Annotated in this window: 13 protein-coding genes and 1 pseudogene; 2 read left to right on the top strand and 12 right to left on the bottom strand. The window is 40.2% G+C overall.

Annotated features, from left to right (window positions below; all coding sequences use genetic code 11):
• From RB622_RS29305 to RB622_RS29250, 12 genes and pseudogenes are all read right to left on the bottom strand, one after another.
• On the bottom strand, window positions 1–844 hold an 844-nt coding region (locus tag RB622_RS29305; protein ID WP_308050387.1), incomplete at its 3' end, for an IS110 family transposase.
• A 372-nt stretch (window positions 845–1,216) separates the two neighbouring features.
• A complete protein-coding gene (gene istB / locus RB622_RS29300; protein WP_308050385.1) occupies window positions 1,217–1,948 on the bottom strand; it encodes an IS21-like element helper ATPase IstB in 732 nt (243 codons plus the stop codon).
• A gap of 27 nt (window positions 1,949–1,975) precedes the next feature.
• The gene (istA, locus tag RB622_RS29295; RefSeq protein WP_308050384.1) at window positions 1,976–3,535 is read right to left on the bottom strand and encodes an IS21 family transposase; all 1,560 of its coding nucleotides are present in this window, start codon (window positions 3,533–3,535) and stop codon (window positions 1,976–1,978) included.
• A gap of 245 nt (window positions 3,536–3,780) precedes the next feature.
• Complete coding sequence (locus RB622_RS29290; RefSeq protein WP_308050383.1) at window positions 3,781–3,909, bottom strand: hypothetical protein; 129 nt, start codon at window positions 3,907–3,909, stop codon at window positions 3,781–3,783.
• A 28-nt stretch (window positions 3,910–3,937) separates the two neighbouring features.
• Window positions 3,938–4,264 (bottom strand): DDE-type integrase/transposase/recombinase, encoded by a 327-nt coding sequence (locus RB622_RS29285; protein ID WP_308050388.1) that lies wholly within the window; start codon window positions 4,262–4,264, stop codon window positions 3,938–3,940.
• Window positions 4,265–4,285: 21 nt separating this feature from the next.
• Window positions 4,286–4,453, bottom strand: a pseudogene (locus RB622_RS29280) (IS3 family transposase); the annotation flags it as partial.
• Window positions 4,454–4,645: 192 nt separating this feature from the next.
• The gene (locus RB622_RS29275) at window positions 4,646–4,852 is read right to left on the bottom strand and encodes a hypothetical protein (protein ID WP_308050382.1); all 207 of its coding nucleotides are present in this window, start codon (window positions 4,850–4,852) and stop codon (window positions 4,646–4,648) included.
• Between the two features lie 299 nt (window positions 4,853–5,151).
• Window positions 5,152–6,009, bottom strand: coding sequence for a hypothetical protein (locus RB622_RS29270; protein ID WP_308050381.1), 858 nt, complete (start codon window positions 6,007–6,009; stop codon window positions 5,152–5,154).
• Between the two features lie 2 nt (window positions 6,010–6,011).
• The gene (locus tag RB622_RS29265) at window positions 6,012–9,668 is read right to left on the bottom strand and encodes an ATP-binding protein (RefSeq protein WP_308050380.1); all 3,657 of its coding nucleotides are present in this window, start codon (window positions 9,666–9,668) and stop codon (window positions 6,012–6,014) included.
• Window positions 9,652–10,224, bottom strand: coding sequence for a condensin complex protein MksE (locus RB622_RS29260; RefSeq protein WP_308050379.1), 573 nt, complete (start codon window positions 10,222–10,224; stop codon window positions 9,652–9,654). The genes RB622_RS29265 and RB622_RS29260 overlap by 17 nt, the downstream gene beginning before the upstream one ends.
• A 1-nt stretch (window position 10,225) precedes the next feature.
• Window positions 10,226–11,425 carry a hypothetical protein gene (locus RB622_RS29255; protein ID WP_308050378.1) on the bottom strand — a complete coding sequence of 400 codons (1,200 nt, stop codon included), beginning with the start codon at window positions 11,423–11,425 and terminating at the stop codon, window positions 10,226–10,228.
• A 36-nt stretch (window positions 11,426–11,461) separates the two neighbouring features.
• On the bottom strand, window positions 11,462–12,541 hold the full coding sequence (locus RB622_RS29250; RefSeq protein ID WP_308050377.1) for an RNA-binding domain-containing protein: 1,080 nt from the start codon (window positions 12,539–12,541) through the stop codon (window positions 11,462–11,464).
• Window positions 12,542–15,141: 2,600 nt separating this feature from the next.
• Between RB622_RS29250 and RB622_RS29245 the strand changes: the two genes are divergently transcribed.
• Both RB622_RS29245 and RB622_RS29240 read left to right on the top strand, forming a co-directional pair.
• Window positions 15,142–16,077, top strand: a complete 936-nt coding sequence (locus RB622_RS29245; RefSeq protein ID WP_308050375.1) for a potassium-transporting ATPase subunit KdpA — start codon at window positions 15,142–15,144, stop codon at window positions 16,075–16,077.
• Window positions 16,055–16,852 carry a potassium-transporting ATPase subunit KdpA gene (locus tag RB622_RS29240; protein WP_308050374.1) on the top strand — a complete coding sequence of 266 codons (798 nt, stop codon included), beginning with the start codon at window positions 16,055–16,057 and terminating at the stop codon, window positions 16,850–16,852. The genes RB622_RS29245 and RB622_RS29240 overlap by 23 nt, the downstream gene beginning before the upstream one ends.
• Window positions 16,853–17,084 lie beyond the last annotated feature (232 nt).

Here is a 17,084-nt window from a genome sequence, read left to right as displayed (position 1 = left end):
TCATCGATGGTAAATACATCGCTTTTCTAAGGCTTCGGTTTCCTTTTTTTGATATTCTTGGCTTGCCTTTCACCGAGGTTCCTGATTGTTTTTCGTTGACGTCAAAGCCTGCATAACTGGTGAGCTGCTTCTTATTTCGTATCAATTCAAAACCATTTGTTTCTCCCAAAATAATTGCAGCCGTCAATTCTCCTACCCCTGGAATACTACTGATAATTTCCACTTCTTTTTTGAGCTCAGCATCCCGATTAACAACCTGCTCTATATCTTCTTTAATTTCTCTTTCCTGTCTACTAAGAAACTCAATTCGCTCCTTCAAACGCTCTAAACTCCGCTCATGTGGCTCTGCTTCCTGAGATTCCGCATGCAGCTGATTTTTTACCATTGATCGCTCTAAAACGACCTGATCTCGCTCTCTGGTAAGTTGCTGAAGGCTTTTATAAGTTTTTTTAGGGCGTATCCAATTATCTAGCTTTCGCTCCAACCCAAACCTGGCTATGGCCTCCGAACAACTTTTGTCAGTAATGGTTTTAACCTCCAAAGTCCTGATATAATTGCTGATCTTGTTCGGTAAAACAATACTTAATCTGTATCCATGACCATCCAGAAAATAAGCAAACTTCTGGTGATACACACCCGTGCTTTCCATTACAAATAGAACTTCCATGGCCGGACCTATCAGCTTTTTAGTCCATGTCAGCAAGGATAAAAAGCCCTTTTCGTTGTTGGCGAAAACTTTATAAGCATACAACTCGATACTTAAATCTGCCAGCAATCTGCCCAGAGTAACCACGAGTTCCCTCTGGGCAACATCTACTCCTAATACTTGTTTTAAAACGTTCATCAGTCTAATGTTAATGGTTAACATAAAGTGATGAATCTCCCGGTTCGTCTTGTCTCCTGGCTGGATATTCTGAATATTGAGCAATGCTCAACTCCTTACATTCTGTTCAGACTCGAAAAGATAAAAAAGGATGAGGCAATTTCTAGAAAACAATATACTTCATGAGTTATTGAGGTTTGCATCCGCTCTCACCCTTTTATCACTTTATACTACAAATCTAACTTTTGGCTTGCGACTCAATTAGCTTTGTAAACATAGGAGATTCTCATATCCACCCTTGGGCATATTCAGCTCTGTGGAAATTCCGGCGTACTTGAGCCACTGTTCCGGAAAACTGAGCCGGATCGAGAATCGTATTGAAGCGTTATAAAATTAGCTATTTTTTGTTTTCCTCATAGAGTTACCTAAAAGATTTATTCTGTGGGAGTTGGCTGTCAATCTGTCACAGATCGCATCACTCAAGCTTGGATCATTGATGTAATCATGCCAATTGCTAACTGGCATTTGGGCTGTAATAATGGTTGAGCCGGAAGCATACCGGTCCTCCAATATTTGCAATAATGCCATTTTGATGTCGTGAGTAAGCGGCTGCAAGCCGAAGTCATCCAGGATCAGCAGGGGGACTTTTGCGATCTGATTAAGCCATTTCAGATAAGTGCCGTCGAGCCTGGCAAGTGCTAACTGTTCGATAAAACGATTCATGGGGTAATAAAGTACCTTATGTCCTTTAACACAGGCTTGCCTTCCAAGCGCACAAGCGAGGTAGGATTTGCCGCAGCCGGTAGCCCCTGTTATCAGGATATTTTCACCCTTTTGTACGAACGAACACTCACCCAAGCGTATTAACTGCTCTGAGGTGATGCCTCTCTCTGGTTTACAATTTACCTGCTCGAGGTATGCAGTATATCGCAGTTTAGCTAATTTTAAATAGAGCTGAGTCCGGTAAAGGATGCGCTGTTCATGTTCTGCTTCCACCAGCATCGCCACCATGGTGTGGGCCTCTGGCTGTTGATGAAGCGGCTGGTCTGTTACGGCTGCGTAGCGCGTGGCCATGCCCTGGAGTCTGAGCTCCTTTAATTGCTGATACGTTTGTTCTGTGTTCATACTGATCGGTTTATATAAGAATGGTTTTTACTCATAGGCGGCAGCACCGCGAATATTATCATGCTCAGGTGTTTGGAATAAAATAGTCTGGTCAGCCTGCGGAGCTTTATCCAGGTTGTTGGCAAGGATATTGGCCAGTGTTTTATAATTAAAAGCGCTGGCATTCATAGCACGCTGGCAAGCAGCTTCCAGCCGGTCTTTGCCGTAAACGGAGCTTAACCGTAATATGCCACGGCACGAGTTAAAAGTTTGTTCGGAGAACTGACGGCCTTTCAATACGCCATCGATGTAGGATACGGTTGCCGGGCCGACCTGATGCGCCTGTCTAAGAAAATAATCGCTGTCCCAACCCTTCTGTTGGTGATACGCCCGGTGATTTTCAGGCATATGTTCCTTGAGGGTGGTATAGCCATGCTGGTTGAAAAAGCGCTTATGAACCGCAATCCGACGATGCTCCAAATAAATTTCAACAGTCTGATGATCATAGATAATCGTAACCTGCTTACCAATGTGGTGGAATGGAACGCTGTAATGATGCCAGTCTTCGCCTAAAGTCACATGATAGTTCTTCTGAACCTTGGCCAAAGTGCTGTGCCTGACCGCAAAGGGTTGATCTGGCAGTGGTTGCAGTAAGTGCTGCTCATGCTGGGAAAACTGCTGCCAGCGGCTATACGTTTTCCCCTGAAAGTTCTTGTTGTTATGTACTTCAAGCTGCACCTGAATAGCTGCATTAAGTTCCTGAAGATTAAAAAAAATGTGGTTGCGCAGCGGGGCATAAATCCGCTGGTAGGCAATTTTTACATGCCCTTCGACTGGGGCCTTATCTTTTGGTTTGCCCGGCCTGGCTGCCAGCAGGGTAATGTTGTTATGCAGCGACCATTGCTGAATTAAGTCTGTAAAACTGGGTTCGTAGCGGTTGGTCTTTTTGACTACCTGCTTCATATTATCTGTTTTAAACGATAGAGGTACACCTCCAAAGTGCAGTAGACAATTGTTAAGCGCAGCGATCAGAGCAGATAAACGTGCATTGGGTAGAGCTTCTACATAAGTGTAATTACTAAATGGCAGCACGCATATCAATACGGGACAGCTCACCTGTTCACCAGTGACTTTGTCAAAGTAATGCATCATCTTTCCTGCAAAATCCACCATTATCATTTCCGCCACCTGATGACGAATATGATAGCTGGCTTGCATGACTTTACCAGATTCATTGAGGTGATGGCAAAACTGAGAATAACGGTACCCGTCTGGATATTGAGCTATGTATCGCCCGGCGACCCGGTCCTCCCATAGCAACTGACGCGTCATCCCCCTATCTTTTAGCTCCGAAAGAAAATAGCCCAGCTTCTCACGAAAGTCCTGCTTACGTTCGACTTCATGCTGAACAGACGGAGAGTCCTGATAAACTATCGATGATAACCCGGCATCATCCAGGTCCAGGAGCTGTTTGGAAGTATAGGCGCTTGTTTGCAGCCGCTCTCTGTAAAATTTTATCGTATTGCGGGAAATCTGAAATTGCCTAGCGATGTTTCGCTCTGACATATTCCGGTCCAGCATCTGTATGATCAATCGCAATGTTTGCATTGAAGTAACTTTGTTGGCCATCCTTTGCTTCTGTTTTTTGCAAAAGATGGATGATTAATTACTTCAATACCAATCTCGGGTGGCTCAGTTTGCCGGAATCGAGCTAAAAAATCCGGGTGGCTCAATATGCCGGAATGTCAGTAGTCCAAACTGGCTCAGTTTGCCGGAATCGCTACTAAGCTCCCACTTTTATTAAGTGGCTCAGTTTGCCGGAAAACTGGCTCAAGTTCCCGGAACGCTGGCTCTCATTGGTCCGGAATATCCAGCTCTGCCTTCAACCTGCTCCAAAATGATTCGGCCCAGGCATTATCGTAAGGATCATCAGCGCGGGACATGCTTTGTTTTAACTTGAAGGTCTTGATCAACTTCTTCATTTTGTGCGACAAATATTGGCCACCACGATCAGAATGCACGATCATTCCTGCCGTTACCCGACGCTTTAAAAGTGCTCTTTCCAACGGGTTCCCTAACAAGACTTTCCTGCATATTTTCAGCTAACTGCCAGCTAACTACCTGGCGAGAGAATAAATCAATCCAAACGCATAAGTAAGCCCATTTACCGCCTTTTAGAGGCATATACGTGATATCAGAAACCCAGACACTATTTGGTTTGGTCGGCTTGGGCTGATCCAGTAAAAGATTGGGCGACACTCGTTTCCCATGTCTGCTATCTGTGGTCCTTGGAATAAATTTTGGTGGTTGGATAGCTCTCAAACCCTCTTTTTGCATGATTTCAGCGATTTTCCTGCGACCGATTGTTATTCCTTTTTGTTTTAATGATTCCCTAATGCGCCTTCTACCGTATCGTTTCAGATTTTGGATAAATTCGATCCGTATCTCATGCTTTGGTCTATTGTATTTTTTATCTGCATTATGGCTTTTTCCTTGTCGGTAGCGATAGTAGGCTGTCCTGCTCACTTCGAAAAGCGTACATAAATAATTGACCTTTTGCGTCCGAGAGAGTGAATATATCAGCTCATAGACGTCCCTGAGTCGGACTGGCTCAAGAGACCTAATGCCTTTTTTAGAATTTCGCGATCAGTTTTTAAACGCTCATTTTCAGCACGTAGCTTAGCAACTTCAGCGGCCAGCTTTACTGACCTATCGTTGCTATTTTCCCCGGAAGTCGATTTTGTCTTTTTTGTTGCCATTCTTTTCCAATGATAAAGAACCGGGGTGGCGACCCACATTCTCGGCAATTCCAAATGCATCCGAGATATCTTTAGCACTTCTGCCAGAAGTCAGCATTCTGATCACTTCCTGCTTAAAATCAGCATCGTAGCTCCTTCGAACCATAACTGGTTTTTTGTCTTTCATTTTGCATCAAGATGTGCAAAAATGTGTGCCGCTTTTTGGAGCCACCTTGCCTGTTATATATTTGAATTTCAGATACTTAAATATATAAAGAGTGCTGAATCTTACCAATTTAAATCCTCCCTTTTTTCTCAATTATTAATCGAACTCAGGTTTATAATTAACTACTTAGAGGGGTAAAGGTCGCCCAATCTTAAATACCTCCTATCGCGCACAACACTTTGGCTTGCTTCGAAAAGAAAATCAAAATTTCTTTACAACACAGCAATTAAGATGAAAAAAGTTCGGTTTAAAAATTGCCATTAAAGCCAAATTAAAGCTTCTTGCTCCAGTCCCTTTTTATACTTATGCAAAAGCGCAATAGTTTGCAGAATTTCTGGATCCTCTACCGCTTCCAATGTAAAGTTGGCTTTCTGACTATCATATATTTTCTTATTTCCATGTCTGGCAATCAAAATTTCCAGGTCCGGGGGGATAAAAAATCTCGTGCGGACACCTAAATACCGTTTGTATTCTTGTAAATAAATATTGATACCCGCAAAGTCATAATCTCCAAAATGCAGATGGAGGTTTTGAATACCAGTGAGCCATTTGACCAAATCCTTACTTTTATTTTGGGGATAGCGACTTACGAATAATGTCCTAAGACCTTTGAACAAGTATTGCTGTTTGCCAATCAAGCTAAAGTTCTCGGCGTTTTCTACACTTACAACGGTGACATCCGGTTGGAGGATAAAACGCTCAAAATCATGGATGAATTGAAACGTTCCTGCCGGTGGATAAATTACTATTGGATTTCCACCAAGTTCGGCTTGAATAGGCTGATAGCAATTAACCAGAAACCCCTTAAATACTCTTACATTTTTAGTCTTAGAATCCGAGGCATGCTGTACCAAAAGGGCCCTGGAGAGTTCTTCTTGATTTAACGCATCAATATAAGCCCCCAAATTTGCTATGGCAAAGCGATTAAACAAAAAGTCATCAAGGCTCGCAGGTAAAGGAATGAATAACAAACTTTTGGAACGGCCATATCTGAGATCTATAATAACACCCTCAGCAATTAACTCGACGATCAAAGGGTGATTAAGCTTACTGGCAGGTATCCGCTCTCCATTGTACAGTTGCAGTAACTTCACTGCCAACGCTTTGCCAAGTCCCATAATTAGTAGTTAGTTAACAGCTTTACCACCTTGGTTATGTTCTTACTGTCTTTGGACAGTTTATAGGTGTGCCTATATTCTGATGCATTGTAAGATGTTGGTGAACTGTTGATCAATAAGATGTTCCTGTCATTTGCGAACTTTAAAATCCCCTTCACGTTGGTCGGGTGTAGTTTACCAATCTCGTCCATCATACAATGCAAACGAAAATCCTTAAACCTTTTTGAAGCGCTTTCTTTAAATACATTTAATAACATGATATTAATCATAGCCTTTACTAGGATATCAGTACCCTCGGAACCGAAATTTGTCAACTTTTCGACCCAACCGCTGTCATTGTCATTTTCAACAATCTTGAACTGCAATTCAAAAGTGTCGGAAAGATTAATCTCAGTCTGCTTTGATGAGGCAATCTCGTTTGCGAAGTTCTTCAGATACCCTACTGCTTTCTTATTGTTCTGCTCTGTATCGGTAGTACTAAATAAGTTTGAGGCTCCAAGGGTAATTAAGTGTTCATTGTTAAATGATCTAATTTCAGATAAAAGCATAACAACTCTATTTGCGCTGGATGACAGCCTAAGGTTAATACTTTTGATCACACCGGCAAAATTTCGTTCTTCGAAATCTTTGTTGATATCTGTTATCACTTTTTGAATAATAGCCTCTTTGGAGACTAGCTCTGTTGTCTCTTTACCTATCTGAGCTATTAAACTGGCAAAATGTTCATTGGTCCGTTTTTCATACTCGACTATCTTGTCCTCTTCCATAAACTCTTTCAAATTTTCAGCAAACAGGAAGTAATCCGCACTGTCAACTAAGTTTGTCTTAAATCCAAATACGTTTGAAGGTGAAAAATAGCTAAGGAAACGGCTTATTGCCCCACGCAATTCATCAGTCTTATTTCTGATGGAAAAGCTCTTGTCGTTCAAATCTGCCATAAGAGCCTTAAGTCGTCTATCGACTTTAAGCTGTTCGTTGATTTTAATGTCTTCGGGATCCAGTGTTAAAAATACTTCTGTCTGGCTAAACAGATTAAACTCCTCTATGTCCTCCTGCGTTTCCCGAAGCAATGCTTCCTGGTCATTAATCAGAGTATTTAGCTTGTCGACCACCTCTAGAAGTTTCACCCTGCCCATCACATGGCGCTGTTCCTCAGTAAGAAGGCGGGTTTCGCTAAGTTTCTTATTCGCCTTAAACTCGTCGACCAGATCGAATAACTCTCGCTTATCTTTTTGATAATCGGATACATGATTCCTGTTCTCCTCAATAAAACGGAGCTCAGCATTCACTTCCAGCAACTCACTTTCTATAATGGAAATTCGTTTGGTGTCTGCACCTTCGCGTTCCAACACCAGATTTTCCTGTGCTTTAATCTCAGCATTCCGATTTTGAATGACAATTGTTTCCTTTTCTATATCCCCGTCAAGGCCAGAGAGCGAATCTTGAAGATTGGCACTTCCCTCCGCAATTTTTTGATCTCTTTCCTTCTTTTTTCTTTCGATCCGGCTTTTGATCTGGTTATTAATTATCGTTAATTGGTCCTGAGCAATTTGCTTCTCCTCATTTGCAAACAAAAGTTCCTGCTTAATTTCAGCAATGGCATTTAACCGGGTCACCACTGCTTTTCGCTGCCACTCGTCAAGCTCGATAGTGGCTTTTTCTAAAGCTGCTGCCCCCTTTTGGGATGAATATTCCTGTACTTCGATAACGTTCTTAAAAACCTTGATTTGAGCCTGATATTTCTTTTTGTACTTTTCCTGCTCTTTTATCCTTTCTTCGGCAGTCGAACCAAGTAAAGATTGCGCCTTTTTAATTTCGCTACCGATCTGCTGGCATTCTTTTTCATAATCCGCTACGGTCTTTACCTCAACCGCGATTTCTTCCAGATTTATTTCTACGCCATAAAATGTTCCCTCAGCCTTAGCAAGTTTTGGCGATAAGCCTGGATGAAATAAAACCTGCTCCTGGTTGATAACCCTACCAATGGTCTGTTCCCACCCGGGCTTATTTTCATGTAGCCAATCGTATAAGGAGTCCTTACGCTGGTTGATGAGGTTGTTTATCTGTGCGATTTTAGCAGTAAAACTAGTGATTGAGTCGTTTGTAAGAGATGTTTTGTGATTATATTCAGTATCATATTTAGCTAGATCCAGATCCCACTGTTTCTGAAGGTATTCTATTTGGGCTTTGCCCCCTTTTATATCTGTATCCGAGGACAGTATGATTCGATTCGCCTGATCAATCGCCTGTTTATTTTCGTTAATCTCCTTTTCAAACCATCGCTTTAACTCGACTTCCTGTTTTTTCATGTTCAATTCATGAATAAGAGTGGTCTTTGTTAAAATGGACTCTTCTGCGTTGGCTTTTATCTCACTGTTTTCCTTCTCTGTCTCACTGATTATCTTCTCATAAGCCTGCAGAATCTCTTCTTTTGTCCTATAATAGGTATCTTTTAGGTTATTCTTCTCCGTGTTTTTCAGATTAACAAAATCATTTAACTGATTTTGGTTCTGAAAAACCAAAGCATCATATCTCGTCGTGATCTCTGTGAAACGGGCAGACAACAAATGCTCTTCCTTTTTCAAATGCTCCTTTTTGTTTTCCAGTTCCGCCCGTTTGTTCACCCTCGCTATGATATCACCAATATTTAACCGGGCATATCCATCGGATTTTTGCTTTGCCTCAGTTAATTTTCCGTCCGTCAAATTAATTTCCTTAACAATCTTGTCCTTCTTTTCCTGGAATTTCTGGTTTGCTTCGTCGACTTTTTTGCTTGCCAAAGCTAACTTTCCCTTCTCTTTTTCTAACTGCTTTAGCACTTCCGGCTGAGACTTTTCCAAATCCGCATGGGTTGCCAACAGTTGAAGGGCAACTGTTACCTTTTCTTTAACCAGGAAACGTATTTCCGAATAGACTTTAACTATAGTGGCTGCTATTGACCGTACAACAACATCTCCGCTCCGGTTTTTGTCGCTCCATTTACTGATATCGGCCAGTTGTTGTTCAAAATCCCGAAGATGAAATGCATACTGGTCGAGATCAATTTTAACATCCTCCTCATTTAAGGACATGATTATGGTTTGTTTAATAAACTCCGCTTCGAGCTTTGAATTCAAAAAGACATTCTGTATTGTCCGAGGTAGATTTTGATACTGCTTGCTTTCAATCAGGGCATATTTACGAAACTCTGCCGGCAATCCCATATTATTGCCATATAGGATGTCTCTGTATTCTTCATACCTTTCAATTTTTCTTGAATAGCTGACAGAGCCATTCAACGTCCCCCGTACCTGATCCCATCCTAGGGCTTTGTTTTCAGTACTTATAAAATTGTTCTTGTTATAAGGGCCATCAATAAAACGATAGGCGACGCGCCCCTGTGATTTGAAGGCCACCACGCAGAAAGGGCCATTTTCCCTGAATAATTCATAAACTAAATATGAATTACCATAAGGAAAATAGTAATCATCAAATGAGCGTTTTCCTTTCTCTATACCTAATTTAAGCTTGTCAGCGTTGTAAAAGAATAAAATAGCCCTTAAGGCCGTACTTTTCCCTACGCCCTGTGTGCCAATGAAATGAACGTTTCCATCCAGGTTTATTTCCGCATAAGCAACGCTGGCACTATTTATAAAAATAATCTTATTCAGGAATCTCATGCAGTATCTCTTCAGGAATATTGATATTCAATAATAATTTTTCTAGGTACGCAAATGACGCAAGTGTTTTATATTCATGCACAATCTCATTTTCCAATTCGATGAAGTTATCCTTTTCAAGATGGTCCAGCACCTTTTCAATAATATCTCCATGCTTGTCTTTACCCTGCGCATATTTCTTTAAGCCTTCCAGTTTGTTCTTTAAATCGGCATCAACACCCAGTCTTACAAGTATATCCTGCGGACGGAAACGAAACCCAGACCCAAAACTATTTTCAAAGGTTTTCAAAAAATCGACTATATCGATCCATTTCATTGCGGTATCAAGTTTGCGGTCTAGGTCAGCACGGCTGTCAACCCTTGTAAAATGATAATATTCGTCTCCTTCTTCCAGGATAAGATTAATGCCCTGAAAATAGCTATAGTAATTATCAAAATTCTGGTTTATTTCATTGTAAAGCTTACGAACAACATCCTTGCTACTATTAGAACAGATAAACTGGCCTTTACTCAATGTATCGTATACTTCGGCGGATTGCTTGGGATTTTCGTTCATATCATAATGGATAAATCAATAAGTATTCGGTCTTTCTCCTAGTCTGGTATTCATCTGTTAACCTAAAATGTTCATCATATTGAGAAATTAACTGGCAATAAACGGTCAGTAACTCTTCGAATGAAACGGGTTTCCCAAAATCATATGCTTGCAGAAAGTCAAAAAGGTTATTACTTCCGGCCAAGAAGCTATTTTTTACTTCTTCAAGATTAATCTGGGCGAGTTCTTCAACATCGTCTTGAAGGTAATCCTCTAAATTATTGTCAGAAAGCACTTGCCTCGTCCTGGGGCCGGACCGAACACGGCTGACAACCCTTTTTATGATCTCTAGTGTCTCATCATCGTTTTGTAGCTGGTCTATGGAAAGCTTTAAAGAGTATGCGGGATTTGGTTCAAAGACGAGCGCATGGTTGGATGACAGTACATGAACAATATTGGTCTTACTACGAAGTTCAAACTGATCCTTTAGGTACTTGAGTTGTCTGACTTTCTCTAATAGACCACTTTGATATTTGAGCCGATTGAGAAATTCTATGATCTGCATCTGAATGTCAATCAGATTATGCCTGCATGAATTTAGCTGACTCTTCAGGCCTATAATTATCCTCTGCAATTCTTCATCAGCTGCCGTTTTGAAAAATGTCTGCTCCTCCTCTCCGGATATCAGATGGTCCGTCAATGCAACTAATGCAGCAATATCATTTCGTTTGAGGTCAAGATGTTCAAGCTTGGCTTTTTTAATTTTATAATTCGGTTCGTTTTTAAAGGTGTTGTCTATATTTCTTTTCAGGTCAACTACATTCCGAATGGCGATGATTCCGGTTTTCCTCAATGCACTCTTCACCTGCCGTAAATAATTGTACTTCCTGTTTTCGCTATTTTCCTGTAGATAATAAAGGATATTCTGACGGATACTCTGAAGGTTTTCATTAATGTAAGAGACATTAATTTCTTCATTTACCTCAAGGATCTGCTCGAAGAACTGCAAGAATTGATCATCAAGCTCCAGATAAGCACCATTTTCCCTGATAACGGCAAATTCGATTAGGGCGCGGAGCTTGTCTTCATTATAATCCAGTACTTCCAGCGCATCATCAAACCTGTAAGACAACACCTTACGTTTTTCGAAAATCTCTGTGATAAGCTTCTGCTCACGACTGAGAACAGCCAGTAATTCTTTTATAGAGGAAAATGTTTTCAAGTCGCTAAAGAAATAAAAGTGATTGCCGGATAATTATCATTTTGAAAAAAGCAGGCCATACAACTTCTTAAGGTTGACATCGCTTAAATCTTTTAAAGATGAGATCGGATTTTTAAGTTTAAGTCTGCTACTTGCAAATTCATAAAGATCATCCTTATCCATGTTCCAATCATTCCTGGATTTGGCATAGATGCTTGCATACATGTCCCTTTTCCAGACAGGATTATTATGTTTACGAAGAACAGGACGGTGTTTAGCTGCAATTTGAGATTGCAGCCATTGCATACATTCGTCAAACTGATGCTTTTGCAGGAGCGTATATTTGGTTACACTAAAACGGTTTTTGATACCGCTCCAGGTCGTTGCGTAAAACTTCCCTTTTGTCGCCGAATCTTTGAACTTTCCAGCACTTTCGTATATTTCAACAATTTCATCGACTTTGTCTTTTATGAGTTTTGCCTGCTGATCGGTAATGTGCGCATCTTTATCGTACACGACTTCGGTAACATGCTGTATTTTTTTCGTGGTAATTATTTTTCCAAAGTTTTGGCCAATCTGTTGAATATTCTTGCCCCTGGCATGCTGCTTGATTCTTGGAGACGTTGATGCAGAGAGTTTATCATGTGCTTTGTACATAGCAGCAATATCAGATAGTTTGGCGGCAAACACAGAACTGCCCTTGCGAACGTAAGCTAGACTTTTTTTTTCTACTATCACGTAATAGGGTTTATCTGTGCCTTTAGCAATATTAAGTACAATAACCTTTCTGGCATCATCATCATTTACTGGAATTTGATGGATTTGATAGCTTAACGTTTTATCAACGAGATCGTTTAATACATTGCTGATCCAGTCTTCTATTTTTTGATTTCCAAACCTCACATCTACCCCGCAGATTTCTTGCTCCTTTTCATCGATTCCCAAAAAAATGACACCCACCTCAGCATTAGCCATCGCAGTTACATCTTTTGCAAACTCCCTATTTTCGGGCTTGCCGTTTTTGTCCAACGACAAATGCCGCTTGATTTCTATTGTCTGACTTTCAATAAGCGTTTTTCTGTAGAATAGTTCATTGATGTCCTTAAAGCTTAAGCTATATATATCCTGAGGGATCATGTAAATAAATAATGTTCTATATAAAATTCTAAATTAGCGAATATTCCTTAACTGTTTTTCATGTGAATTTAGGTTCTTGGGATTCAACCAAACTTCAATGTCAATCCGGATTTTACCTGCAAAGAGCAGGGCTATTCACTATCCCTACCTCTCAAAGTACTTTTAAATTGAACCTGCCCGGATTTTTTATCGAAATCATGTTCGAACAACAATTTTAATCCTTGAAAATTCATATTTGTTATTCTGACCACGAAATTACTCAAATGATGCTCATCAATTGGCTGGATATGCAGCTAGTTCTTCCCATTGTTCTCTGAATAAATAATTGAGAACTGATATTCCCTGCCTGTTTGTTTTGCCTTCCCCCTAGTCTTGATATTATTACAAGCTAAACGATTGGCTTCTTGCCTTAATGTACCAAGTACATCTCTGGCAACAGAATAACGCGTGCCAGGTCGCAACTCCGGACTAAATTCATCAAAAAGCACGATGTTATGTCTGACGAACCCAGCAATAGAGTCATTGACATTATAGATTATCTCCGTCTTTCTGGAAAGGAGGTACTCAATTAGTGGTTGTAATTTTCGCGCCATCGGATTGAGGTTCTAATTATCAAAAATAACCATGTAGTTACAAATTATCAATTAATAATGTCACAGTCAATAATTTTAAGAAAAAAATCTGCCAATGCCGGATTGATTGAGAATGTGTTTCTATATTAAAAGTAACCGGAAGGTTGTTTTTAATTGTTTAATTCTTCATTGTTGGGCAAAACGGAAGCATGCTCTGCGGGAGAACAACATGCCAGGGATAGCCTAACCTTAGAGATAAATAACAGGTCTGGCAATTGTCTGTGGAAGGTATACACGAGAATACAACGAGCTGAATGATATCAATAGCACCACACCCCTACAAACTAGTTCTTTGATAAGTGACTAATACAATAAAGTTATTTTTCTGCACTGCGAGTTTACTTTCCAAATCCAGCACGTCACTACTGATTTTACTATCGAGTGCTTTCGCATAGGTATGAGTTTAACGCATGAAATCAAGTTCTATCATTTTGGCGAATATCTCCATTCATACATTATTAGTAACTAACAGTGGCCGCACATGAATAATACGATTTGCGATTACATTTTTCAAAACTTCCTGTGGAACAAACTCAACTTGCTTACGAGCTAACAATTCTCCAAAGTCAAAACTGCAAATAAAGAATCCGCTTCCAACATTTCAGGATACAATTCACCATCGATCCCTGTGGGAGCAGTGGGTACTAAAAATCCATGCATCCAACTGTATACGGATACAGTTGGCAAACCGTTGGATGCCTACTGTAAATTCAGAGCAGACAAATTACGACATATAAAATACACGAAGAGCTACATTTAAAGTAGCTCTTTTGTTAATCATCAATACGATCTCTATCCGTTTTCTTAACCCACTGTTCCAGTTTATCCAAATCAGAAAATATCGGTGCGAGTATTTCTAAGAATTTAATTTGGGCTTCTTTTGAATCTGCGTAAGCGTAAAACCCTCCCCCTTCCGGGGCAAATTCGATATGGATAATAATCCCTCATCTATTTTTTCAAGAATTTGGGTTACATGCCCTTCCCAACAGTAGCCATTTCCTTCATATCCATGTTTTGCGAAAAAATCATAGTACTCAGGATATAACTCTACGTCCTCTAAAGGTGCGACAATCGTGTGGTTTTCATCTTTTTCCTCCCTAGAGAAAAGGGATAATATTTATTCATTGTTGATTATTTTAAGATTTACCAAATGTTTTAAATGGTATTGGTGAACTGCTTTTTTAGTCAAAATTGGTTTTGGATTTATTTGGGACGCCGTTATAAAAATCTTCAATTCTTTGACGTACTTGATCACGGCTCCACACGCTAAAATCAGAAAGACCTTCACCTTCTGATCTGGGACGCATACGTCTGATTTCTGCATTATCAAAGATTTCATATAAGGTAGCATGCCCTATCTCTGGAAGCCAGTATTTTGAGTTTTGAAGCGTCTCTTCCTAAGGCAAACAACCGACAATAGCGGGATTCTGGTTTTAGTGTTTTACAGCTTTGCTTCTGCAAAAACCAGGATTATTATAAACCCAGCAAAGATCATTCTGGCTGTGTATGTTTTTGCGATAATAAATTGATTTACAGGAATTTATATTGTTTGTGTTGACGTTGACGATTTGGTTATCCTATCAAAATGATAATCTGTTTTTTTGATGGGTACAAACAATGAAGTTAGTTTTTGACTTCTTTTTTATCTTGAATCTACCGCAATTGACAAGCAGAGCCTATCAATTTGATAAAAGTTAAAATAGGTGATATTAAGCCTATTTAAATAGTAAATATATTGTAATAGCCTTGTTTTTAAGTGATTATGTATTTATGTGAGTCTCTGACATACGTCTGGCTTTTATTTTGTAGGTATTATGGTAGTACGATTTAAACTGCATTTATCTTAAAATTAATTATTATGAAATATCGAAGTCCGATGCCAGTCACACCGTTTTCGGTTTTGATTCTGTTGCTGTCTTTTATATCCATTGAAGCGTTCATTTACCGGATCTTTTCAGATAAAAAATCATGGATATAAATAATGTTTCTGGGGCTTTATTGCTTTTTTCTTTTACAGTATTGATTTGCTGGCCTTTGGGCAATTACATGAGCCGGGTCTATTCCAAAGAAAGATCGCTACTAGACATTTTAGAGTCGGGCGAAGCAAAGGTTTTCAAATGGCTCGGTGTAAATCCGGGTATTGGAATGGGATTTAAGCAATATGTTTTGGCTTTTGCCAGTGTAAACGTGGTCTGGCTTATTTACGCGTTTTTCATACTGGTATTCCAATCAGATTTACTTTTGAATCCGGCCAATAATCCTTCTATGGACTGGACCCTTGCACTGCATTCGGCGGTAAGTTTTATCACCAGCACCAATTTACAGCATTATTCAGGAGAAACAGGTGCAACGTATTTTTCTCAGATCGCAGTCTTCACCTTTTTGCAATTTGTCAGCGCAGCCGCCAGTCTTGCCGTTGGTGTAGCAGTCGTGAGATGCTTAAAGACAAATGGTGCAGGGCTTGGCAACTTTTACTTTGATTTTGTCCGCTCGATGACAAGGATATTGATTCCGTTAAGTATCGTGGCCTCTGTATTTTTCCTGTTTCGGGGTATGCCGATGACATTTAATGTTCCTGAAGATATGGTTACGTTGCAAGGAGATACAATCTCAGTTGCTACTGGCCCGGTTGCTGCCATGATTTCGATCAAAGAACTGGGCTCCAACGGTGGGGGATATTTTGGGACTAACGATGCACATCCTTTTGAAAATCCGGATTTCGTGAGTTTTCTTATTCATTATATCATTGTTCTGCTTTTACCGGTTGCTTTTATTTTCTTCATTGCTTTTTTTCTGAAAAATAAGGCATTTAGCAGAATGATTTTTGGCGTTATGGCTTCGGGTTTCTTTTTTTGTCACAGTGCCTGTTATTTTACAGGAAGTGAATGGGAATCCCCTTGTTGAGTCCATGGGAATTGATACCAGGGCTGGCAACATGGAAGGAAAAGAGACCCGATTTGGAAGTTTTTACTCTGCGCTTTATAGTGGAGAAAATTCATGTGTTCCGGCTGGAACTGTTGTGGGTATGCATGACAGCTATATGCCATTATCGGGCGTTCTTATGTTCATAGGGATGCAGATTGATTGTTTTTTTGGAGGCTTGGGAACAGGATGGATCAATCTTTTTTTATACATGATCATTGCCGTGTTTCTGGGAAGTCTTATGATAGGCCGCACACCTGAACTACTGGGACGGAAAATTGGCATACGGGAAATGCAGACAGCGATAATCGCAAGTGTTTTACAATTACTTGTACCTATGGTATTAACCGGCGTAGCCTGTTATGTCTATAACACACAAGGAAATAATAGTTTGGGCTGGTTATCCAATACGGGCCCTCATGGACTGTCAACGATGTATTATGAGTTTGTTTCCGCAGTTGCAGGGAATGGGAGCGGTTTTGAGGGATTGGGCGACAACACACCTTTTTGGAACCTCTCTACTTCTTTGGCAATGCTGAGCGGCCGGTTTGTACCCATGTTGGCCGCTTTGTCGATCGCCTGTTTACTCAGCAAGCGTAAGGTTGTCGAGGGTTCTTTGGGTACGCTAAAAACAGAAACTGTTACCTTTGGGATATTTCTTTTCATTACCATTATTATACTCAATGCGCTCTCATCCTTTCCCATTTATGCTTTGGCACCTTTATCCGAGCATTTTGGCATGGCTATAAACCATTGAAACGGCTCAGGTCGAAATCAGAAGCAGAGCTTGAATTCCTTAGGCAATTACGCCTGCAAAATCAGTTGACTAAGTTGGGCGCTTCATTCACTTGTGCTGGTAAAAATCAAAAGATGAGGCTGTCTCAAAAGGGCAGTCTCTTTTTTTGCGTATATAGTGTTGTTTATTTTTTCAGAATTGATTATCTTTAGTTATAAGCAAATCAGGAAAAATGGGCCGCAGACAACCTACT

This window comes from Dyadobacter sp. LHD-138 (assembly GCF_030929615.1).
In the GTDB taxonomy this organism is placed as follows: Bacteria; Bacteroidota; Bacteroidia; order Cytophagales; family Spirosomataceae; genus Dyadobacter.
The sequence above is the reverse complement of the archived record's forward strand: the minus strand, read 5'-3'. Positions and strand labels throughout refer to the sequence as shown.

What these genes read in the sequence shown, in the direction of transcription:
- istB (WP_308050385.1), bottom strand. Translation starts at nt 1,948, where the DNA reads ATGAACACAGAACAAACGTATCAGCAATTAAAGGAGCTCAGACTCCAG.
- istA (WP_308050384.1), bottom strand. Translation starts at nt 3,535, where the DNA reads ATGCAAACATTGCGATTGATCATACAGATGCTGGACCGGAATATGTCA.
- RB622_RS29290 (WP_308050383.1), bottom strand. Translation starts at nt 3,909, where the DNA reads ATGAAGAAGTTGATCAAGACCTTCAAGTTAAAACAAAGCATGTCCCGC.
- RB622_RS29285 (WP_308050388.1), bottom strand. Translation starts at nt 4,264, where the DNA reads ATGCAAAAAGAGGGTTTGAGAGCTATCCAACCACCAAAATTTATTCCA.
- RB622_RS29275 (WP_308050382.1), bottom strand. Translation starts at nt 4,852, where the DNA reads ATGAAAGACAAAAAACCAGTTATGGTTCGAAGGAGCTACGATGCTGAT.
- RB622_RS29270 (WP_308050381.1), bottom strand. Translation starts at nt 6,009, where the DNA reads ATGGGACTTGGCAAAGCGTTGGCAGTGAAGTTACTGCAACTGTACAAT.
- RB622_RS29265 (WP_308050380.1), bottom strand. Translation starts at nt 9,668, where the DNA reads ATGAGATTCCTGAATAAGATTATTTTTATAAATAGTGCCAGCGTTGCT.
- RB622_RS29260 (WP_308050379.1), bottom strand. Translation starts at nt 10,224, where the DNA reads ATGAACGAAAATCCCAAGCAATCCGCCGAAGTATACGATACATTGAGT.
- RB622_RS29250 (WP_308050377.1), bottom strand. Translation starts at nt 12,541, where the DNA reads ATGATCCCTCAGGATATATATAGCTTAAGCTTTAAGGACATCAATGAA.
- RB622_RS29245 (WP_308050375.1), top strand. Translation starts at nt 15,142, where the DNA reads ATGGATATAAATAATGTTTCTGGGGCTTTATTGCTTTTTTCTTTTACA.